The following is a 21830-nucleotide window of genomic DNA, read 5'->3' on the forward strand; positions in this document are numbered from 1 at the left end:
TGTTTTTAGTCACGTCTCCACCTTGTTCCCAGCGGGGTGTCCTCTACCGTAATCCCCATTTTTTGCAATTGTTCGCGCAATTCATCACTTTTAGCCCAATCCCGGTTCTTGCGTGCTTGATCACGCTCCTTAACCAGCTGGATGACCGCTGCATCTTCGTCGGTTGAGTCAGTCTCAGCCGTTAACTGATCGGCCTCAATCCCAAAAATTGCCAGCCATGCTGTCAACCGTCCGCGCGCCTGTCTTAGGGTAGTCTTGTCAGCCTGTTCAGCCGCACTGTTGGCGTTGAGCTCAGGTAATAGTTCATAAATTGCGGCTAAGGCATTTTGCACATTAAGGTCATCATCCATTGCTGCAACAAATTTCTGCTCAGTTTGTTCCAACTTCTGACTGAGTGCTGCCGACGCCACACTTGAACTGGTATCCTTTAAACGGAAATCAACATTGACCAAGGTGTGCTTAAACCGCTGCAAAATATTTTGGGCCTGCGTCAAGTTTTGACTAGAGTAGTTAATCTGGCGCCGGTACTGCACACTAGCCATAAAAAAGCGTAAGGTTTGGGGATCCGTTGTCTTCAACAGGTCATGCACGGTCACAAAGTTACCCAGTGACTTAGACATCTTCTCTTGGTCTGCACCAACCGTAACAAAACCGTTATGCATCCAATAATGAACAAACTTCTTGCCGGTAGCGGCCTCACTTTGGGCAATTTCGTTTTCATGGTGAGGAAATTCTAAGTCTTGTCCGCCGCCATGAATGTCAATCGTGTCACCTAAATACTTGGTGGACATCACGGAACACTCAATATGCCAGCCGGGCCGCCCCTTACCCCAGGGTGAATCCCAAGCAAGCTCATCAGACTGCTTCTGCCCTTTCCACAAGGCAAAGTCAATTGGATCCTCCTTGCGTTGCTGCTCGTCATCATTCAGGTGGTCTGAAGCCCCCTCTTCCAGTTCGGCAATATTCTGACTGCTTAATTCACCATAATGAGCAAATTTTTTAGTATGGTAATAGACATCACCGCCTGCTTCATAGGCGTAGCCCTTATTGATCAGTTCGGCAATGAAGTCAATAATTGCGGAAATCTCATGCGTAGCACGCGGATTCAAAGTTGCCGGTTTCACATTCAAGGCGGCCGTATCTGCCTTGTAGGCCGCAATATAGCGCTCAGCCAGAGCAGCTACAGTAATACCCTCAGCACGCGCTGCGTTAATCATCTTATCATCAACATCAGTAAAGTTGGACACATAGTTAACCTGGTACCCCCGGTATTCAAAGTAGCGCCGAATGGTGTCAAAGGCAATCGCACTCCGAGCATTACCGATGTGAATGTAGTTATAAACGGTAGGGCCGCAGACGTACATTGTTATTTGCCCCGGCTTAAGCGGCCGAAATTCTTCCTTGGTCTTGGTCAGAGTATTGTAAATTTTCACGGCTTTTTAACCTTTCTAGCTTAACTTTTATCTTCATTTTACCAGAAACCAGCCCAGATTCTAGTCAAGCACTACCAATAAGTCAGTCCTTGTGCCTTCTTACTTTACTCCCGCCAACATTTAAAAACGTTGAGTAATTCACTTCCTCAACGTTTTTTGGTTTATAATCCGTTCTCACTCATTTGCTGCAAGGTCAAGTCCAAGTGCTCGTGCACCCTATCCTTGCCCAGCAGTTCCATTGCTTCACCAATGCCAGGTCCAACCATTGATCTGGTAGTCGCAATTCTAATCGGCATGAAGAGGCGTCTACCCTTGATGCCTGTGACTTTACGGGTGGCTTGAACTGCATTCATAATCTGGGCAGACGTGAAACGCGGCAGCAGGTCAATCTGCTGCTTAAATTCTTCAATCACTGGTCTAGCCTCATCCTGGCGGATTTCGTCCATTTCTTCAGCACTTAGAGCTTTTGGTGCAGCAAAGAAAATCTGAGCCAAATCAACAATTTGCTTGGTATAAGACATCTGCACCGCATAGATGTTAACTAGTTGACGAACCCACTCCATTTTTTCTGGGCTTGGACTAGTCTCAATCAGGCCAGCCTCTTGTAGGTTACCAAGAGCTAAGTCAAGTAGGGTATCACGATCAGCCTGCTTGATGTACTGGTTGTTAATCCATTCCAGCTTTTTACGGTCAAAGGCAGCAGGTGACTTAGAAAGGCGCTCGGGGTCAAATTGCTTAATCAAGTCGCGCTGACTATAGATTTCACTTTCACCCACCGGTGACCATCCAAGCAGGGTAATGAAGTTAAACATTGCTTCTGGAAGGTAGCCCATTGCCCTGTACTGCTCAATAAACTGGAGGATAGACTCGTCCTGTTCGCGCTTGGATAGCTTCTTGCCCGTCTCAGCGTTGATAATCAAAGTCATATGACCAAACTTGGGTGGCTCCCAGCCAAGTGCTTCATAAACCGCTAATTGCTTAGGCGTGTTCGACACATGATCATCCCCGCGCAAAACGTGCGTGATTGCCATCAAGTGGTCGTCTACTACGACCGCAAAGTTATAGGTCGGCATCCCGTCGCGCTTTTGAATGACAAAGTCGCCGCCAATAGTGTCAGACTCAAAACTCAAATGCCCCTTAACAATATCCTCCCAGGCGTAGGTCTCCATTTCAGGAATATGAATCCGAACCACTGGCTTTAAGCCTGCAGCCTGGGCCTGGGCCTGCTTTTCAGCAATTTCAGCAGCAGTTAGGCCTTCATACTCATAGGTATAGTGGGGCGCAATCCCCATCATGCGCTGCTCCTCACGCTGTTCCTCTAGTTCCTCTTCGGTCTTGTAGGAATAGTAGGCCTTACCCTCGTCGAGCAGTTGTTGGATATACTTTTGGTAAATATCCTTGCGTTCTGATTGCCGGTAGGGGCCATAGTCGCCGCCCTGGTCTGGACCCTCGTCCCAATCAATACCCAACCAGTGCAGGTTATCCATCTGTGACTTAGAACCACCTGCAATATTACGCTTCTGGTCGGTATCTTCAATTCTTAAGACAAAAGTACCCTTATTGTGTCGCGCAAATAAGTAATTAAATAGCGCAGTCCGTGCGTTACCAATGTGTAAATGTCCCGTAGGACTTGGGGCATACCTTACCCTAATCTTTTGTTTTGCCAAAGTTCATGCCTCTTTCAAATAGTATCGTTAAATCAATATAAGTTTACCCGTAAACCGGGAAAAGTTCAATGGATCCTTAGCCCAAAACCAGTTTCAGCGCCTGCGGAATGCTTGCCACCGGAATTACCTCGATCCCCAGCTGCGTAAGACTGGCCCGCATGTTGTGCTTAGGAATGAAAATTCGTTTGAAACCGGTCTTAGCGGCCTCCTTAATGCGGGAATCCACCTGGTTGACACGGCGAACCTCACCGGTCAAGCCCACTTCACCGACAAAGCAATCAGTCGGTGAGATTTCTTGGTTTTTATAACTGGAAGCGATGGCCATCACCACCGCCAAATCAACCGCTGGCTCGCCCAAGCGAATACCACCAGTAGCGGTCAAATAGACGTCTTGGTTTTGTAGCATGAGATTGCCCCGCTTCTCCAAAACCGCAAGCAGCAGCGCGGCCCGGTTGTAGTCGAGCCCAGAGGTAGTACGCTTGGCATAGCCAAAGGCGGTCGGCGTAACTAACGCTTGGATTTCCGCCAGGATGGGCCGCGTCCCTTCTAAAGAAACAACAATCGCCGACCCCGTTGACTGCGGCAAACGCTCATCTAGAAAGATGGCTGATGGATTGGTAACCTCCTGCAGCCCCTGGTGAACCATCTCAAACATCCCAATTTCATTGGCCGCCCCAAAACGATTCTTAACCGAATGCAGGATACGATAAGCATGGTGTTCATCACCCTCAAAGTAGAGTACCGTATCCACCATGTGTTCTAGAATCTTCGGCCCTGCAATGGCCCCTTCCTTGGTGACGTGTCCAATGACAAAGATTGTAATGGCATCCAGCTTGGCCATTTTCATCAGTTCACTGGTAACTTCACGTACCTGCGAAGCCGAGCCCGTCATCGAGTCCAGACTAGGCTCATTCATTGTTTGAATCGAATCGATTACCACAAAATCTGGCTGCAGCTCCTCAATCTGTTGCCGAATATCCTCCATGTCCGTTTCAGGATAGAGCAACATATCACTAGCTTCAAGACCCAGCCGGCTGGCGCGCAGCTTAATCTGATTGGCTGACTCTTCGCCCGAAACATATAGCACTTTGTGCTTGGTCGACAAGTCACTCATAATCTGCAGCATCAAGGTAGACTTGCCAATACCGGGATCTCCGCCCACCAAAACCAGCGAGCCGGGCACGATACCACCACCTAAGACTCGGTTTAGCTCGCCCATCGAGGTCTGAATGCGTTCTTCTTTTTCTGCTTTCACATCTTCTAGCTTGACTGGTTCACTTACGCCCGTCTTCTTAATTAGGCGACTAGGGCTGCCCTTGCTCGACCGGTTCGCAACGGCCTCTGTCTCTTTTTCAAACTGGTTCCAAGCACCGCAGTTAGGACAGCGGCCGAGGTAGCTGGCCGAGATATAGCCACATGAGCGGCACTTGTACTTGGTTTTAAGCTTGGCCATTTAACTCTCCTTCTTGTTAGTTGAACCGAAACCACTCAGCCGTTCCCGGCTAACTGGCTGGTCATCGTCAGTCTTGCGGTATTGCACAAAGATACCTTGAGCAATCCGATCACCCTGATGAATTTTAATTGTTCTGACACCGTAATTCAGTAGTTGGGCAAAAAGTTCGCCCTCGTTATCAGGATTATTGTAGTAGTCAGCATCAACTACGCCAATGCCATTGGGCAGACTTAAGTTGCGCCTAAAGGTATTAGAGGACCGATTAGCCAAAATTAAGACTTCATCCTCAGGCATGTATGCCTTGACGCCCGTGGGAACTAAGAATGGTTTCAAAATTGCTTCAGCCTGCTGATAGTCCGATTCATATAATTGGTGGCCATTCCTAATAATCCTAAAAATCCGCACAAAGTTAAGCCGCCAGATACTCGGAATCTCCATATCCACAGCTGCTGCGAGATCATAGCCCGCGCTGGCAATGGTCTGGCGCCTGGGCAGCGTGATATTTTCATCCCGATATTTAGATACAATTTCAAAGCCGCGTATTCTCGTCATTTTTTCTCCCTTAAGTTTATCTAATATTATTTTACATTAAATTGCAGCTTTGATAGAAAATCAACTATAATTAACTACGACAAAAGCTAAATTTATTTCGAAAAGGAAAAAATGATGTTTAATCTTGATGATCCCCACCAATTTTGTGAAGTTTATGATGATGAAGTATTAATTTGCCGCTGGACAATGGACCGACTTGAACGCCAGGATGGGCCGGTTTGGATCATGAATCACTTTTTCATTAATCCAAGTGCCAACCACAAGCAAGTTCTTAGTGAACAACTGAACGTTGTCCAGACGATTGCCCAGCAGTCTCACCTGTTGGTCTGGCCACTTGATCCCCTGGTCATTGACTACTTCAAAGAACATCCCCAATTTGATAAAATTTGGTACCACAAACCGGCTGGTCAGTTTGACTAGACCGCAAAATAACTAACTTAAAATCAATAATTGCTATTCAGGAGGGCAACGATGGGCTTTTCAGTTTTTTATTTTATCTTTTGAATAATTGGCTTGACCTTTTTAATTCTGGGCCGCCACCATCAAAAGAACTGGTTAGCTTATCTAGGTGCAACTATGCTAATCTTGTTTTTGGCGGTGCTGCTTTACTTTTGGCTGTCTCCAGACACCATGTGATCAAAAAAGTTAGTTGTGCGTGATAGACTAGTAAGCCTTGATAAGCTAAAATAGTAGTTAATTATCTCAAGGAGGAAACAAGATGACTAAAGAAATTACTAATGATGCAATAGCCAATTATACTGCCGACCTGGCTAAGCATGCTGGCTTTAACATTGCTAGCCATGCTGCCCAAGAAAACGGCATTTACAAGGCGAGCCAAAACTTACAAGCCAAGATTGACTTAACCCCAACCTTTTCAATTGAAATCGAAACGGGTAAGCCATCCAACCAGCAACAATCAGGCCGTTGCTGGATGTTCTCTGCGCTCAATACCATGCGTCACCCACTGCAAAAAGAATACAAGGTGAAAGATTTTGAATTATCGCAGAACTACACCAACTTCTGGGACAAGTTCGAAAAGTCTAATTGGTTCTTCGAAAACGTGATTGCTTCTGCAGACAAGCCACTGGGTGACCGTAAGGTCAGCTTCCTGTTCGCCACTCCGCAGCAAGATGGTGGCCAGTGGGACATGCTCTGCGGCCTAATTGAAAAATATGGAATTGTGCCTAAGTCAGTTTATCCAGAAACAGCTAATGCCACTAATTCCAGCGCCTTAAATGATACGCTCAATACGCTTTTGCGCAAAGCTGGTCTGGTGCTACGCGACTTGGTTAATTCCGGCAAGTCTCAGGATGAAGTTGAGGCGCGCAAGAACGAGTTTTTAAACGATGTTTTCCGGATTTTAGCAATTTCTCTTGGTGTGCCTCCTAAGAACTTTGACTTCGAATATAAGGATGACGATGGCAACTACCATCGCGAAGCCGGCCTCACGCCGAAGGCCTTCTTTGACAAGTACGTGGGCATGAACTTGGAAGACCATGTTTCTATCATTAATTCACCAACTGCAGACAAGCCGTACCACAAGGTCTTCTCCGTTGAATATCTAGGCAACGTGGTTGGTGGCCGGCAAGTACGCCACCTCAACTTGAAGATTGACGAGATGAAGGAGTTAATCATCAAGCAGCTCAGGGCTGGCGAGGTGGTTTGGTTTGGTTCAAACGTGGGTAAAGATTCCGAGCGGCAACTTGGATTGCTTGACACCAACATTTACAAGCGCGACGAACTCTTCGATGTTGACTTTTCAATGTCCAAGGCCGAAAGACTTGATTCAGGCGAAAGCATGATGGATCACGCGATGGTCATTACCGGGGTTGACTTGGTTGATGGTCAGCCAACCAAGTGGAAGATTGAGAACTCTTGGGGTGAAAAGCCTGGTTTTAAGGGCTACTTCGTGATGAGCGATGCCTGGTTTGACGCCTTTGTCTATCAAGCCGTAATCAACCAGCAGTTCCTGCCTGAAGACCTGAAGAAGGACTTTGTCGCAGGCGCCAAGCAGCCAATCGAACTGCTTCCTTGGGACCCAATGGGTGCTTTAGCTTTTAAGTAAAAATTACAAATCAAGAAAAGCGTTGAGAAAATCAACGCTTTTTTGGTGCCTACTAACTAGCTCGCCCCCGTACTTACTGTTTCATCGACCAAAATTCAGTAAAACCACCATTTGATGAGCGCTTTTTTTCAACCAGTTTGAGAAAATCTGCCCGGCTAATCCCCTTGAAGTTCAGGTAGGCTACAAGTACCTCATAGACATCCCCTAACTCTTCAAGCAAGTTGTCTTCCGTCTGCGCCTCAAGAACTTCATTAGTTTCTTCAAGCAACTTCTTTTTTAGGGCTGGTTCAATCTCTTCCTCGCTTAGTTGGCGAAAACTTGCAGCCTTAGCTAACTCAGGAATTTTGTCTCGTACTAATTTCTCCATTTTTATTATCCTCTTTTTGAAATTTGGCTAGTCGTCACTAGGCGATGCGGACTGCTCAGCTAGTCCGACTTTTTGGACAAAACGCATAAAGGCTGTCTGCCCCGCTTGCGTCCGCTTGAAGACCCCAGCATCTTCAAGTACCCGCGCAAAGATCTGACCTAATTCCGCGCGCAAGATCTGATCGACATTATCTGCATTTATTCGCTGCCTTGCCCTAATTTGCTGCGCCCAGGGCAGATGCATTGGTGCCACCTGATTCGGCTCATCTAGCAAAAACTTTTTGACTTCCTCTAGCTCGGGTTTCAAGCGCGGCGGAAGAATAGCCAGACCCATGACCTCAATCAGACCAATGTTTTCTTTTTTAATGTGCTGGACATCTGGGTGCGGATGAAAGATGCCATCCGGGTATGCTGGGGAAGTCTGGTTATCGCGGAGTACCAAGTCCAATTCAAAATCATGACCGCGGCGCCGAGCAATCGGCGTTACTGTGTGGTGCTGCACGCCATTAGTGGTGGCCCGGACAGCAACTCGTTCATCATCATACTCACGCCACACCGTGGTGATTTTGGTAGCTAAATTTACTAGTTGTGCCTGGTCACGCGCACGCAACCGAATTACTGCCAGCGGCCAGTCGACAATCCCCGCCTGCACTTGATCAAAGCCGGCAAAGTGCAGCTTAGTGGTCACCGGTGCTTGTTCCATTGCAAACTGGTGCCGGCCACCCTGGTAGTGTTCATGAGCCAGAATGGAACCACCGACAATTGGCAAATCAGCATTGCTACCAGCAAAATAACCGGGAAACTGTGCAATAATATCCAGTAACGAGCTAAAAGTCCGCCGCCCAATGTGCATCTTTTCATGTTTAGCAGACAAAAAGATACAGTGTTCATTAAAATAGGCGTAGGGAGAATATTGAAAGCCCCAAACTTGGTCGTTTAGCCGAAAGCGAATAATACGGTGGTTGCGCCGGGCTGGATAATTAAGGCGGCCCAAATAACCCTCATTTTCCATGCACAGCTGACAAAGTGGATAGCCTGCTTGCTTGGCATCACGAGCAGCCGCAATTTCCTTAGGGTCCTTCTCGGGCTTAGACAGGTTGATCGTAATTTCTAAGTCACCATACTTAGTCGTTGCAGTAAAGTAAATGTTTTTGGCAATCGCTTGCGTCTTGATGTAGTCACTGCGTATACTAAGTTGGTAAAAATCAGCAATTGCTCGTTCAGGTGATTCCTGGTAGGTCTGCCAAAAGTCGCGGTTAACCTTACTAGGACGAGGAACAATTAGCTCCATTAGCTGGGTCGCCACCCGATCACGAGCGGCGCTACCCTGCTGGCAGCTTCCGTTGTCTTGAGTTGCGTTAACCAATTCTACTTGCAGGTCCAGTAGTTTTTGACTGCTGGTGGTCACCGCTCTAGCACTATCCCCCACTAGCGCCAGCACCCGGTTGCGCAGATAAATTCGGTCCAGGTCCTCGTAATCACTATTGGCAATAACTTGTGTAATAAATTTTTCAACTAAATTTGACTCAGCCATCTTGATTCCCTAATTACTGTAAAACTTTCGCTCCATCTGCTGTTTCTGCTAGATAAAACGACGGTGCATAGCCGATTTCACGTTCATAGCGTTCAGCTACATTGTCCTTAAAGGCGGCGACCTGGTCTCGCTTAACTAGAGCAATCGCACAACCACCAAATCCGGCTCCGGTCATGCGGGCACCCAAAGTCCCAGCTTGGTCCCAGGCCGCGTGAACCAACGTGTCAAGTTCCTTTCCGGTTACTTCGTAGTCAGCTTCAAGCGAAACGTGCGAGGCGTTGAGCAAGTGGCCGAACCGAACCAAGTCTCCATTTTGCAAGGCCGCTTTAGCAAGTAGCGTCCGTTGGTTTTCCCAGACGGCATGCCGGCTACGCTTAAGCAAATTTGCTTGCGGCAGCAAGTAGCTGTACTCGTCCAGCGTTGTAGTGTCTAAGTCGCCAAGCGACTTAATCTCAAGCTGCCCCTGCAACCAATGTAGCGCCTGGTCACACTCACTGCGGCGTTCATTGTACTTAGAGTCAGCTAACTCCCGGCGCTTGTTAGTGTTCATAATGACAATTAGGTTATCCTGCAAGTCAAGTGGAACCAGATCATAATCTAGAGTCTCTGCATTGAGCAAAATTGCATGATTCTTTTGACTCAATTCAACGGCGAATTGATCCATAACGCCAGAGTTAACCCCGATAAAGTCGTTTTCGGTTTTAACGCCGAGCTTGACCATGGTAAGGTGATCAATCGACAAGTGGAACTGGTCTTCAATCATGGTTCCGACCAACATTTCTAAAGCAGCCGATGAAGATAAACCGGCACCATCCGGGATATTACCATCAACATAAACGTTCAATCCATGATCAAGCTGGTAGCCACTTGCAAGTAGAAAGTGAATCATCCCCTTGGCATAGTTGGCCCAACCGTCTTCCTTAACATAGCGTAACTGGTCCAGGTCAACCTCAATTACCCCAGCTTGGACAAAACTGGTGGAATAAAGCCTAAACTTGCGGTCTACACGCGGACTAGCGGCACCATACAAGCCAAGCGAGATTGCACAAGGAAAAACATGACCGCCGTTATAATCCGTGTGCTCACCAATTAGGTTGATTCGACCGGGAGCAAAGTAATACCCACTTGGCAGCTCCTGGTAAATTTGCTTAAATCCTGCTTGTATATCTGCAATTTGCATTATCATCACTCTTTTTCTTAAAAAACACTAATAAAAGCGATTACACCTCAATTATACCGTTTTTTTGCTTGCACGACAGCTAACTTTTTACCATTATTAGCGCAATAAAGACTTTCGCTAGTCCAAAATTACCAGTAATACAATAAGAGCTCAATCCACCAAAGTTGTGAATTGAGCTCTTATTTTGCTAAGCAGCTACCAGATGTGCAAGAGCCGATCTGGTTGTAACTTGCTTAAGTTGAATTGATGCACGTGTTGTGGCCTACTCTGGGGATAGTCCAGGGCAAAGTCGGCCAAGTTAACTAATCCAGTTGAATAAGTCCACACACCCTTGACCTTCTTAATGGGATCAAAGACTTCATTGCGCACCGGATAAGCCGAAATGAGAAAGTGTTTATGATGAAACTTAAATACAAAGTACGGCAAGCGGAAGTTGTCGATAATTTCCGTGCTGGTCTTACCGATTGTTACCACGTTGCGGTATGTCCCGTACCTTTCCGTAAACTGATCATTAAAAGAAAAGTAAAAATTGGAAATATGAACATGAGGGAAATCTTCCTCCGGTACCTGGTCAGGCACCGCAAACACATGGGCAAAGTGATCTAAATTACTTTCCCGCTGTGATAACGCCCGGCTCAACTGGTTGGGATTAATCACGTGTGCCCACTCGGGAACCTGCTGATTCTCTTGGTAAGCTAGGTACATCTCCCTAATCACTTCTGGCTTGACCCAATCGTACTGCCGGCGAATTTCATTGCGATTGAGCAAGTTATTCAGGGTCTTGTGGTACATCAGGTCAACAATGAAGGCTTCATAACGGTATTGTTCGACCCAGGGCTGGTAATGGTCAATACTCTCCGCGGAAATATGGGTGCTGTCAACAATGACCGTTTCACCTCGCTTCATCTTTGCTTCAACCAGGCTGTCTACCAAGCGTTCCGTTTGCTCGTTAGCATAACGGGGCACAACTTGGTGTAGGCTATCGGATTCTTCTTCATAATAATAGGTTAAATTGGCCAACAATAATCTAATCTGATCACGGCTAATCGCATATGGCTGTAAGTGATGACGGGCAATGAAAGAAGATTTTCCGGAGCCGGGTGCGCCTCTTAATAAAAATATTTTACGCATACCTTTACTCCAAACTAAGAATGTAAAATTAAATTGATATCGTAATAAATTTTACCACATATCTGAATAATTCCTTAACCTGAAATAGTATGCAAAGCAAAATTAGTGCAGAATTTCCCGGTTAACCAGCCGTAACTGCTGGTCCATGGTATAAACAAGCGGCTCTGCATTGGGTACTTCCACTTGCACGATGGCGGTGTCACTGATTTTTTCTAACTTTTTGATCAAAGCACGCAGACTGGAACCATGAGCCACAATTAATTGGTCTTCACCCTGCAACAATCTATTGGCCACGCAGTCTTGGTAATATGGTAAGAGGCGTTGTTGCGTCTGGTACAAGCTCTCAGCTCTGGGCAAGCTAGGCATATCATAATTGTGATATGCTCGTCCACTGACTGGTTCACCGGCAGGCGGAATCGCATAAAAGCCCCGTCGCCATTCCAAAACCTGCTCTTCACCAAAAATCACACGTGAAGCTTCCTTATTGAGACCACGTAGTTTGCCGTAATGGCGTTCATTCAGTCGCCAAGTCTTCATGATGGGCACGTACAAGAAATCACTGGCTGCTGCCACAATATTGGCCGTCATAATCGCTCTCTTTAAAACAGAGGTATGGATACAAGTGGGCTCAAAGTCACTGAGGCCGGCAATGAGTTCGCCTGCTGTTTGAGCTTGCCTAATTCCCCGGGCAGTCAATTCGACATCGTTCCAACCCGTATACACATTAGAAAAATTGGCGATACTCTCGCCATGCCTAATTAGTACTAACTTAGGCATCTTATTAACCTAACCAGTAGGCAATTAGCATTCCGATGCCAGCAATGGTAAACAATGTTCCCAATAGCATAAATGGTTTACTGCCTCGGTTGTGGTTGCGCCGATTATAGCCATAGGCTAGGTCATATAGGCCTACAATAAGGACGATAATTGCCGTAACCAGATTAATTTTAAGATTCATTTCCTATTCCTATTCTTGCGACCGTTCAGAAGTAATCATCTGGTCATTCTTGCCCCGCTCGCATTCTACTTGAAAGTTGATGTGATTAATGCCGAAGCGTTCAAGTTTTTGTGCGATTGCCTGGGTTAACGCCTCAAATTCGCCTGCAGTCAAGTCAGCATTCACGTTAACGTGGGCATCTAACATGACATAGCGGTCACTATAACGCCACACGTGCACATGGTGAATATTCTTGATTTCGGAGTAAGACAGCACAAGTTGATTCACCTGGTCTAGATCGATGTCCGGATTAGACTCCATTAGGACATCAGCTGCCTTACCGGTTAAAATGCAGGCTTCTCGGAAGACAAAGACTGACACTAACATTGTCATTACTGGATCAATCCAGGTAATGTGCCAAAAATAAATAAAAATGGCCCCAATAACAACGGCAACACTAGAAAGAGCATCGCTCAACATGTGAATAAAGGTAGACCGAACATTCAGATTATCGCTGCCCGCTTGGTGCATTACCAACATTGAAAGCAGATTTGCCAGTAGACCAATAACGGATACCACTAACATAATGCCACCACTAATCTCGGTGGGCTCCCAAAAGCGCTCAAGCGCTTCAATAAAGAGCGCAACACTAATCAGGATTAAAATAACCCCGTTAGTAAAAGCCGCTAGCGTCTCCGCCCGGTCATAACCAAAGGTTTTCTTTTGATTGCTACGACGATTACTAATCAGGTGTGCCACAAATGAAATAATAATGGCTCCGACATCACTCAAATTATGAACTGCATCAGACAGCAGCGACAAGGAGCCTGAAACAAAGCCCCCAATAAATTCAGCAACCGTAATAAGAACATTTAGCGCTGTAACAAAGGCATAGCGCCTGGTCGTGTGATCTTTCATTTTGTTTTCCTTCCAAAATTATTGTAACAAAAAATCCTACTTTGATAGTAGGATTCTAGATATCTTTTGCATCTACATTGTAATCGACAATTTCAAACTCGCCGTTTTCATGGAGTATGCCCCGACTGACACTGCCATTATCAGGGAAAATGATGTCATGTAACCCATCACTCTTATTCCAGTACTTGATTCCTAGCGTCTTGATGAAATCACCGTGAGAAACGATTAACACCCGTTGTTCCTGGCGGCTTAAGTCACCTAAAACCGAGATTGCTTGTATCATGCGCTCATCTAGTTCAGCCTTGTTCTCGGCTAGGTGGCGCGGATCGGCCTGCTTGGTCGCTTCCCGGAACTCATAGATACCAACTTGGTTGATAATTCTGGTAACATCATCTTCATTGCTAAGTCCAGCAGCATGAGCCACTTGCTTCCAAGTATCGCGAATATCGTCGCCTTCAAATGAACCAAAGAAGACCTCCCGGAACTCCGGCAGCTTTTTGATCTTACCAATTTCTGAAACCTGGTTGGCATCCCTCATTAAATGGACAGTATCGATTGCACGCTTTAGGTCAGAAGAATACATATTGTCGAAGTAAACTTGACTGAGCACCTGCGCTGTCCGTTTCAAATCATTAATCCCCTTAACAGTCAACGGCGAATCGCACCATCCTTGAACCTTGTCCAATTGATTAAACATCGTTTCGCCGTGACGTACGAGATAGACTTCTGTTGCCAATTTGTATCCTCCTTTCAGCTAATAGCGTCTAATTACTATACCATAAATGAACAGCAAAATAAACAATCAGTTGTAAAGAATCCTTGGGCGACAAGCGTAAACTATGCTAGTTGCAATCATGTTTAAACAAAAAATTCACACTCCTGCCTGAATTTTTATAATCTGCTGACTAGCTTAAGTAGCTCGATGTGACCAGCTATCAACAATCCTGCCACGGTCTAGTCGATAGACCTCATCGGCTAGTTCACCAATGAAGCGCTCATCATAAGCCGTAACCAAGACTGTGTGCCTCTTTATCCGCAGGTCTTGCAACAACAGCTTGAGCTGGTCAAGTGAGGCGGTGTCTAATCCTTTAGTTAGCTCATCAAGCACTACTAATTCTTGTCCTTCCATAAAGGCTTGAACAATTCCCAACTTCAGGATGTTACCAAACAAAACATCCTTAACCTTTTTATCCTGATAGCGCTCAAGATTGAATTTTTTTAGTGCTATAATGAATTTCCTGGTCACCCACTACATTATCAAAGGAGGCCAAGAAGCGCAGATTTTCCAAGACCGTGCAGGCCGGATTGAAGCCCGGTGTCTCAATGGTTGCCCCCACCTTTGTGGTGCGCTGCCGGTTCAGGCCAACCGCTTCGCCCTTGAGCGCAATTGAACCCTGGTCAATCTCAACTAGGCCGGCAATTGCCCGCAAGAGCATGGTCTTGCCAGAACTGTATGGGCCCACAATTCCGATAATCTTTCCCGTGTTAATGGACAAATTAATATCGTTTAGGACAACTTCTCGCTTAATGACCTTGGTAACATTCTTAAGTTCTAAAAATTTTATTTGTACCTTCTCAATCGAGAACATCTTGTCTACTCTTCCTCATTGTTAAAATGGCAATTACCACGCTGAACAATAGAAAACAGGCCAAGAGCACCCAAATAGTGTGTCGCTGGCTGTTACTATCGACTGGCGTTAGCAGATAGGACAGGGAAAGCTCAGCCCGGCCAGAAGCCACGTTGCACAAGACAGGGCAAAAGGAACAACCATTTCGAACCCATTGGGTATGTCATAGTATGAGGCAACCAAGCCAGTTAGGCCGTACACCCCTCCAAAAATGAAGGTAATCAATATTACACAAAGCAAAAATAAGAGCGCGTGGTGGGCAAATAGACCGTCCCCCCATCCAGTGGGCTTAAGCAGTTGCACACCTGCCCCAATAGACCTCTTAGCGAGGCCATATTTAGCAAAAAAGTAAGCAGCTTCCACTAATAACGGTAAGACACCGACCGTGCCTCCCACAACAAAAGAACTGGCAGTAGTTGAAAGAAGGTACTCCCGCTGCGTTTGCTTGGCTAAGATACTATCTAAGAGGTGACTGTGTTGGTCAATTTGAAAGGTACTGCTGGCTGCTAAGCCGCACATGAGAGGCAGTACCGAGTATAATACATGAGAGTGCCCCAACCACTGCTGTTAAAGCCCGTAAGGTGCATAAAGGCGTTGTTACTGCTGCAACCAACTCTCATGGTGCCAGCCTGAATAATCACCAGCACCAAGCCAATCACTAGTGCTAGCCAAGTTTGCCAGCACAGGCTCATTCCCTGAACTTGCTTCTTAAAAAGCATTATTATCTCCTTTATAATCCTAACCTAAAAACAAAAATTAATATATGATCGAAAATTGCAATTTTAAGTTGAACACCTTACTTGATTTGATAGATGCAAGCTAATCTTCTTTCATATAATTCATCGGGTGTGTGGTAGGCTAAGATCTTGCGCGGCAGGTTATTGCACCATTCTTCAATGTCATAGATTTGGACCATATCATAATCCTTGATGTACTTGCCTTTGGGGATAAAACGCCGAATTAACCGGTTATACCGCTCCACCCCGCCTTTCTCACAAGAAGTGTACGGGTGCGCCTAGTAAACCAGTGTCTGCGATACTCCTTCTAACTGGGCCAAATCCGCAAATTCAGAACCATTGTCCGTGGTAATGATCTTGAAGACCTCGTCCCAGTGTTCCTGGTATTGGCTGCGCAAGGCTGTAAAGGCCGCTCACTAATACTGCGCCCCAGTCTGCGTTTATGCTGGCGTATCCGTTTGGCTTTAGTCTTACGGCTTAAGCATTCGGGCAAGTCAGTTGCCTTAATCCGTAATAAACCACGTTCCACATAATGATAGAGCGTCTTGGTGCAGACGGTTTCTGCCCGGATAAAGAAATTTGGCCCCGTTCAAGCTCATATTTCACGGTTGAGGGTGAACAGTTGAGACTAGCGGCAATTGATGCAGGGACTGGCCCTGCTGGCGCAAGACTTGGATAATCACGCGGTCTTGCAAAGCAAGATGCTGGCCCTGGTGGTGACTAGATATGGTAGAATTAAGCGAGTTCATTGGTAACTTCTTTCTAGAATTGATTTGGTAATTACATTCTATCAAAGAAGTCCAATGGACTTTTTTCATTTTCTAATCAGGGCAAGTGTTCATCTTCATTCTACAATTTACCTTCATTTTTAAGCTTCTATATTAAATTAATTAAACATAATTTCATAAACCACAACTTTAAAGTATAATTTTTCTATCAAGGAACATTCTGCATGCGCGTCTCTCGATGAATCTAGCTTATCAAATTTTAATTACTAGTTAATTAAATATTCAATATAGTGAACGATTTTTTATTAAATTGAACTTGCCGCTACTAGAGCCAATGTGGCAACTGGCACCAAAAAAGGAGTTCCTTTCTTAGGAACTCCTTTGTGCTTAAGTAATTATGCTTGAGCCAATTCGGCCTGTTTCAGTGCAACACGTTCTGAAATCTTGATGAATGGGATGTAGAACAAGGTACAAACCACTAAAATAACAATCTGAACAAGTACCACTTTCCAGTCGCCGGCACTGGCCAAGATACCACTCAAAATTGGTGGCGTGGTCCATGGCACTAACACGCTTAAGGGTTTAACAAAGCCAATGGCCGTTGCAAAATAGCCAATTAATGACCCAATAACCGGACTGAGCACGAACGGAATAATCATCGGAATATTAAAGACAATGGGAAAACCAAAAATAATTGGTTCATTAATCTCGAAAATTCCAGGTACGGTCGCTAACTTGACCACATCTTTGTAAGGTTGATAATGCGAAACGATTAAAACCGCAATAATTAGAGCAAGCGTTAAGCCGGTACCACCCATTTGTGAATAGACCGTTACGAAGTCAGTATTAATAATGTGGGTGGGCTGTTTGCCTGCAGCAACCGCCGCCATGTTTTCATTCATATTAACTAAGTTCAGTGGATCAAGTAAAGAACCATTGATTACCGTCTGATGAATACCGAGTGTATAAAGAAAGTTACCGGTCGAATAGATTAACAAGAAACCCGGCAACGAGGTATTAACTGATCGTAGCGGTTCTTGGATGAGCCGCGAGATCAGTGTTACTAAGTCGGTATTGAAGTAGGCAAAGATACCCGCAAAAATACCAAACAAACCCAGGGTAAGTAGTGAAGGCAATAACACCGAAAAACTTTGACCAACGGCTGGTGGCACTTGATCACCCAAATTGATCTTAAGGGCCTTAACCTTTGATAACTTCATGTAAATTTCAGTTGCCAGAAGTCCAATAATGATACCGGAAAACATCCCAGTTGTTCCTACCTGTGAGTAAAGCACCGCACCGGAGACATCAACCGCCTTTTTGGCACCAGTGGGAATGATGCTAACATTAATGGCTAGCATAATGAAGACTGCCGAAATAGCGACTGCAACCGCCGATATTTGATTATCAAAAGACTTGTTTTTAGCCAAGAAATAGGCAATCATCGGAGCAATCAGAATACTGGCAATATTCAAGGTCCCGTTGGTCAGAGCTGTGCCGAAGACCTGGAACTTTGCTAACGTTGCCCCCTTAAAAATCCAGGTAAAAATAACATTATTAAATAAAACGGCCACACCAGCCAAAATAAACATGGGCATCAAGGTTGCAAATGCATCCCGCAATGATCGTAAGTGGACCTGATTTCCTACCTTTACCGACACTTCGGTAAATTTATCCAAAAATCGCTGTAATTTTGGATGACTTTGGATACTTGTTGAATCGTTCAATTAGAACACCTCCATAAACTAACTTAAATCCTTACCGTTGGAATGAATGACCTTTTTGAGCCAGTGATAACTTTTCTTGGGTATCCGTTTCATATCGCGCAGATCATGGTTTGTCCGGTTAACGTAGACCACGCCATACCTCTTCTCCATGTCACCCTGTGAACTCATAATATCAATCAGTCCCCAACCTAGATAACCAATGACGTTGACGCCGTCCTTGTTAATCGCATCCTGCATCGCCTTGATGTGACTTCTGTGGTAGTCAATGCGATAATCATCTTCAATTTCGTGTTGACCGTCCCATTTTTCGCGGACACCGATTCCGTTTTCGATTGGGAAGACTGGGAGATGATATCGTTGATAGATCTTGTTTAGCACATCTCGAAAGCCTAACGGATCAATCTGCCAGCCCCATTCAGTCGACTTCAAAGCCGGATTAGCTGTGGCTCCCCAATCCATGTACAAGTTAGGTGCGGTATCCGCCGGAATCTTACTTGCATCAATCGTATTCGATGAATAATAACTAAAACTCAGAAAATCACTCCGCAGCTCAGCAATTTCTTTCATTTCCGCTTCCGTGTATTCAACCGGCAATTTTTGTGTTTGCACAAACTTTATTACGGCCGTGGAATACTTCCCATAACTGAAAACATCTAGCAAATCATAATTTAAGAATTCATCAATTTGGTGAGCAGCAAAAACATCCTGGGGATTAGCCGTTGCCGGATATACCTGACTGTAAGCCAACATGCCACCAATTTTGGCAGTTGTTTTAGCATGGAGGTAATTGGCAACTGCGGCATGACAATACATCACATTGTGCGCAATCTGGTAGAGCTCGGTTAGTGTTTGATCACCCTTGGTATACCCAGCAATCTTGAACGCTTCAGGAGTATGGTAAAGGTTTTGCTCATTAAAGGTGATCCAATACTTAACTCGATCCGCAAAATGATCAATTACCACCTGGCTGTATCTAATAAAAGCCGCACACACTTTTTTACTAGTAAAACCGTTGTAATCCTCCGCCAAATGCAAAGGCATATCAAAGTGATACAGACAAATCATTGGTTCAATGTTACGCTCGCGCAAGGCCGCAATGAGCTTATCGTAATAGCGTAAGCCCTCCTCATTGATCTCACCATCACCATCTTTAATAACACGCGACCAGGAAATTTGGAACCTATACATGTTCATCCCTAAATCCTGCATGTAATCGAAATCTTCTTCAAAATGATGATAATTGTCATTAGCAAAGTGCCAATCGCTAACTTGGTCTCCTGACTTACGAATATCATAGACGGACAAGGACTTACCACCCTCGTTCCAGCCACCTTCTGTTTGCATACTGGAGGTTGAATTACCCCAGAAAAATTCAGACATTATACTTCCTCTTTCTTTTTATTGTTAAAAGCGCTTTCAGTTATCATGTTATTTCATCTTGCCCTTTTAGTAAATATTTGTCATCATGTAAGTAAAGCATTTCCTATACTTATGCCAAGGAGAACCCACGATGACCACTAAACCAAAATACTTCACTGTTGCTAACCTGATTGAGCAGGATATTCTCATGCACAAATACCAGCAACAATTACCCCATATTGATGAACTGGCGGTGATTTATCATACTAGCAAAGTCACCATTGTGAGTGCGCTACGCCTGTTACAATATAAGAACATTGTTAAACCCGTACGCGGTCATGGCACCCAAATCTTAACGGCGAAAGAAAGTGAGATTTCCAAGAAAGATAATGCTAACGAGCACCTTGGTTTTACCTCACGGATCAAAAACACTAAATTTCTGACCAGCAAGGTTATTTCCTTCGATATTCGCGAACCAACCGACAAGGAACGGATCGTGCTCAAACTTAATAAAACTGACCTAGTCTACGACATCATCCGCCAAAGACTATTGCGCGACTTTCCGGTAAGACTGGAATATACAGTGATGCCGCAGAGAATTATTCCTGGAATTACAGTAAATATTTTGGACCAGTCGATTTACCACTACATTGAAAATCAGCTCCAGCTTAAAATTGGCAGGGCCAACCGCACCTTCCGGGCCGACAAGCCCGATGCTTATGACCAACTTTACCTCAAGTGTGCAAGCACCGATCCGGTACTCGAAATCGAACAAACTTGTTTTCTGCAAGACGGCACCCCCTTTGAATATTCCCAAACCCGCAACCGCTATGACCAAGCTGAATTAACTTTAAACCAGGTATAACACTGACTTTTGGGGGGCTTGACCAGGAATTGATCATCATTTAGCTTAATAAGTCACCAAATGAGCTATTGGTCTTTCTTTGCTTGGCCAATACCGTTATAATGCAGCTAGAAAGATAAGGAAGGTAAAACAATCGTGGCTAAGTTTGAAACGTTAATTTTTATTCCTGAAGGCAGCTTGCTTGACCAAAAATCTGCAGAAGCAAATGCTCTGCGGATAACACTCGAACATTTTGGTACGGGCATGGGACCGACCCAGCGATTGAAATACGCAAGCTTAGGACAACAAACTAAGCTATTAGGCATGGACGAGCGAATTGACCTGTTTCTTAAAACAATAGTCCCGCAAGACCTGACTACTGCTCGGCACTTTTTCGATGAACAGCTCCGCCAGCAAGACCGCCTAAATAAGGAAACTATCCCATTCTTGGACGAGGTTCAAGGCAAGCTTCAGCTTATCTTGCTATCTAAAGAGCCGCGCCAGTTGATAGCTAGCCGCTTACAAGCAACCGAACTGTTTAGCTACTTTTCTGCCTGCTATGGCAAGGATGAACTGCAAGGCAGGCTGCCTGAAAAGCGAGTTTTCGATCAAATTGTTCAAGAACAAAAAATCACCCCCGCCTCTTGCCTGGTTATCGGAACGGATTTAAGTGAAGATATTCAAGGGGCTGAGAATGCCGGCTTGCAGTCACTTTGGCTAGCACCCAAAAAGGTCAAACTGCCAATCAGTCCGCGTCCTACATTGCATTTAAGCAAACTAAGTGACCTATTGTTTTATCTAAATTTAAGTTAAACTAAAGTAAAAAAGATGATGGAGGTAATAATATGAAAACGGTTGCAGTTGTCTTTGCTGACGGATGTGAAGAAGTTGAAGGATTAAGTATTGTTGATGTCTTACGCCGACTCGACGTACAAGTCGATATGGTTGGATTAGCTAGTACCCAAATTACTGGTGCTCACCAAATCAGCCTAACTTGCGCTAAGATAATCGACAACAGCCTACTAGACTATGATTTAGTAGCCTTGCCTGGTGGCAAGTCGGGAGCTGAAAACTTACGGGACAGCCAGCAGCTGCGAGAGCTGATGGTCAAGCGCAATCAAACTGGTCAATGGGTTGCCGCCATGTGTGCTGCGCCAATTGCTTTGGCCCGCTATGGTATTTTAAATGGTGCCGACTACACTTGCTATCCAGGTTTTGAACGCCAAACCAAAAAAGATGCCCCCAGTGGTCACTATCGGGAGAACATTACAGTAACTGACAAAGTTCACCAGGTCATCACTAGTCGTGGGCCTGCAACAGCCTGGGCCTTCGCTTATGCAATCGGGGATGCCCTGGACCTTGACACCCAAGATTTAAAGCATGTAATGCTATATGATTACCTAGAAGACAACATCCAAGATAGCTTGTAAGAGTTTAAGGTAATTCTTTCCACTCCAAATTTTTTATAGGCAACAAAAAAGCTCACATCTCGTTTGAGATGTGAGCTTTTTGTTATTCAGCATCACTGGCGAACATTTCCATTGATCTGAAATAAATCGTTATTATTTCCT

23 protein-coding genes and 1 pseudogene are annotated in these 21830 nt (G+C 45.1%); 5 read left to right on the forward strand and 19 right to left on the reverse strand.

Annotated features, from left to right (window positions below; genetic code table 11):
• Positions 1–5: 5 nt before the first annotated feature.
• The 4 genes from cysS to R8389_RS05795 form a co-directional block, all read right to left on the reverse strand.
• On the reverse strand, positions 6–1433 hold the full coding sequence (gene cysS / locus R8389_RS05780; protein ID WP_317637083.1) for a cysteine--tRNA ligase: 1428 nt from the start codon (positions 1431–1433) through the stop codon (positions 6–8).
• A 161-nt stretch (positions 1434–1594) separates the two neighbouring features.
• Entirely contained in the window at positions 1595–3100 is a 1506-nt protein-coding gene (gltX, locus tag R8389_RS05785; protein WP_317637084.1) for a glutamate--tRNA ligase, read from the reverse strand.
• Positions 3101–3176: 76 nt separating this feature from the next.
• A complete protein-coding gene (gene radA, locus R8389_RS05790; RefSeq protein ID WP_317637085.1) occupies positions 3177–4553 on the reverse strand; it encodes a DNA repair protein RadA in 1377 nt (458 codons plus the stop codon).
• Positions 4554–5105 (reverse strand): dCTP deaminase/dUTPase family protein, encoded by a 552-nt coding sequence (locus R8389_RS05795; protein ID WP_317637086.1) that lies wholly within the window; start codon positions 5103–5105, stop codon positions 4554–4556. It abuts the gene before it with no gap.
• 111 nt (positions 5106–5216) lie between these two features.
• On the opposite strand from R8389_RS05795, the gene R8389_RS05800 reads away from it, so the two are divergent.
• Positions 5217–5525: a hypothetical protein gene (locus R8389_RS05800; protein WP_317637087.1), complete on the forward strand. Its 309-nt coding sequence runs from the start codon at positions 5217–5219 to the stop codon at positions 5523–5525.
• A 298-nt stretch (positions 5526–5823) separates the two neighbouring features.
• Positions 5824–7170 carry an aminopeptidase C gene (gene pepC / locus R8389_RS05805; RefSeq protein WP_317637088.1) on the forward strand — a complete coding sequence of 449 codons (1347 nt, stop codon included), beginning with the start codon at positions 5824–5826 and terminating at the stop codon, positions 7168–7170.
• 73 nt (positions 7171–7243) lie between these two features.
• Here pepC and R8389_RS05810 read toward each other — a convergent pair whose 3' ends face one another.
• From R8389_RS05810 to R8389_RS05885, 15 genes and pseudogenes are all read right to left on the reverse strand, one after another.
• Positions 7244–7537: a nucleoside triphosphate pyrophosphohydrolase gene (locus tag R8389_RS05810; RefSeq protein ID WP_317637089.1), complete on the reverse strand. Its 294-nt coding sequence runs from the start codon at positions 7535–7537 to the stop codon at positions 7244–7246.
• Between the two features lie 27 nt (positions 7538–7564).
• Positions 7565–9070 carry a UDP-glucose--hexose-1-phosphate uridylyltransferase gene (galT, locus tag R8389_RS05815; protein ID WP_317637090.1) on the reverse strand — a complete coding sequence of 502 codons (1506 nt, stop codon included), beginning with the start codon at positions 9068–9070 and terminating at the stop codon, positions 7565–7567.
• 13 nt (positions 9071–9083) lie between these two features.
• Positions 9084–10250, reverse strand: a complete 1167-nt coding sequence (locus R8389_RS05820; RefSeq protein WP_317637091.1) for a galactokinase — start codon at positions 10248–10250, stop codon at positions 9084–9086.
• Positions 10251–10445: 195 nt separating this feature from the next.
• Complete coding sequence (locus tag R8389_RS05825; protein ID WP_317637092.1) at positions 10446–11381, reverse strand: AAA family ATPase; 936 nt, start codon at positions 11379–11381, stop codon at positions 10446–10448.
• 102 nt (positions 11382–11483) lie between these two features.
• The gene (locus R8389_RS05830) at positions 11484–12158 is read right to left on the reverse strand and encodes a 2,3-bisphosphoglycerate-dependent phosphoglycerate mutase (protein ID WP_317637093.1); all 675 of its coding nucleotides are present in this window, start codon (positions 12156–12158) and stop codon (positions 11484–11486) included.
• Between the two features lie 4 nt (positions 12159–12162).
• Positions 12163–12339, reverse strand: a complete 177-nt coding sequence (locus R8389_RS05835) for a DUF308 domain-containing protein (RefSeq protein WP_317637094.1) — start codon at positions 12337–12339, stop codon at positions 12163–12165.
• Positions 12340–12348: 9 nt separating this feature from the next.
• Positions 12349–13236: a cation diffusion facilitator family transporter gene (locus R8389_RS05840; RefSeq protein WP_317637095.1), complete on the reverse strand. Its 888-nt coding sequence runs from the start codon at positions 13234–13236 to the stop codon at positions 12349–12351.
• A 55-nt stretch (positions 13237–13291) separates the two neighbouring features.
• Entirely contained in the window at positions 13292–13972 is a 681-nt protein-coding gene (locus R8389_RS05845; protein WP_317637096.1) for a histidine phosphatase family protein, read from the reverse strand.
• A 174-nt stretch (positions 13973–14146) separates the two neighbouring features.
• Entirely contained in the window at positions 14147–14407 is a 261-nt protein-coding gene (locus R8389_RS05850; RefSeq protein WP_317637097.1) for a P-loop NTPase family protein, read from the reverse strand.
• A 31-nt stretch (positions 14408–14438) separates the two neighbouring features.
• Positions 14439–14825: an ABC transporter ATP-binding protein gene (locus tag R8389_RS05855; RefSeq protein WP_317637098.1), complete on the reverse strand. Its 387-nt coding sequence runs from the start codon at positions 14823–14825 to the stop codon at positions 14439–14441.
• A gap of 108 nt (positions 14826–14933) precedes the next feature.
• Positions 14934–15383 carry a hypothetical protein gene (locus R8389_RS05860; RefSeq protein WP_317637099.1) on the reverse strand — a complete coding sequence of 150 codons (450 nt, stop codon included), beginning with the start codon at positions 15381–15383 and terminating at the stop codon, positions 14934–14936.
• Positions 15371–15583 (reverse strand): hypothetical protein, encoded by a 213-nt coding sequence (locus R8389_RS05865; protein ID WP_317637100.1) that lies wholly within the window; start codon positions 15581–15583, stop codon positions 15371–15373. Before R8389_RS05865 ends, R8389_RS05860 begins: the two co-directional genes overlap by 13 nt.
• A 77-nt stretch (positions 15584–15660) precedes the next feature.
• Positions 15661–16350: pseudogene (locus tag R8389_RS05870) on the reverse strand (IS30 family transposase).
• Between the two features lie 374 nt (positions 16351–16724).
• Positions 16725–18056 carry a PTS sugar transporter subunit IIC gene (locus tag R8389_RS05880; protein ID WP_317637102.1) on the reverse strand — a complete coding sequence of 444 codons (1332 nt, stop codon included), beginning with the start codon at positions 18054–18056 and terminating at the stop codon, positions 16725–16727.
• Between the two features lie 18 nt (positions 18057–18074).
• Positions 18075–19436: a glycoside hydrolase family 1 protein gene (locus R8389_RS05885; RefSeq protein WP_317637103.1), complete on the reverse strand. Its 1362-nt coding sequence runs from the start codon at positions 19434–19436 to the stop codon at positions 18075–18077.
• 130 nt (positions 19437–19566) lie between these two features.
• Here R8389_RS05885 and R8389_RS05890 point away from each other — a divergent pair, with 130 nt between their 5' ends.
• The 3 genes from R8389_RS05890 to R8389_RS05900 all read left to right on the forward strand — a co-directional run bounded on the left by R8389_RS05890 (position 19567) and on the right by R8389_RS05900 (position 21689).
• Positions 19567–20280 carry a GntR family transcriptional regulator gene (locus tag R8389_RS05890; protein WP_317637104.1) on the forward strand — a complete coding sequence of 238 codons (714 nt, stop codon included), beginning with the start codon at positions 19567–19569 and terminating at the stop codon, positions 20278–20280.
• Positions 20281–20415: 135 nt separating this feature from the next.
• A complete protein-coding gene (locus tag R8389_RS05895; RefSeq protein WP_317637105.1) occupies positions 20416–21072 on the forward strand; it encodes an HAD family hydrolase in 657 nt (218 codons plus the stop codon).
• Positions 21073–21104: 32 nt separating this feature from the next.
• Positions 21105–21689 (forward strand): DJ-1 family glyoxalase III, encoded by a 585-nt coding sequence (locus R8389_RS05900; protein ID WP_317637106.1) that lies wholly within the window; start codon positions 21105–21107, stop codon positions 21687–21689.
• Positions 21690–21830: the final 141 nt, after the last annotated feature.

It is taken from the genome of Lactobacillus xylocopicola (assembly GCF_033096005.1).
Classification (GTDB): domain Bacteria; phylum Bacillota; class Bacilli; order Lactobacillales; family Lactobacillaceae; genus Lactobacillus; species Lactobacillus xylocopicola.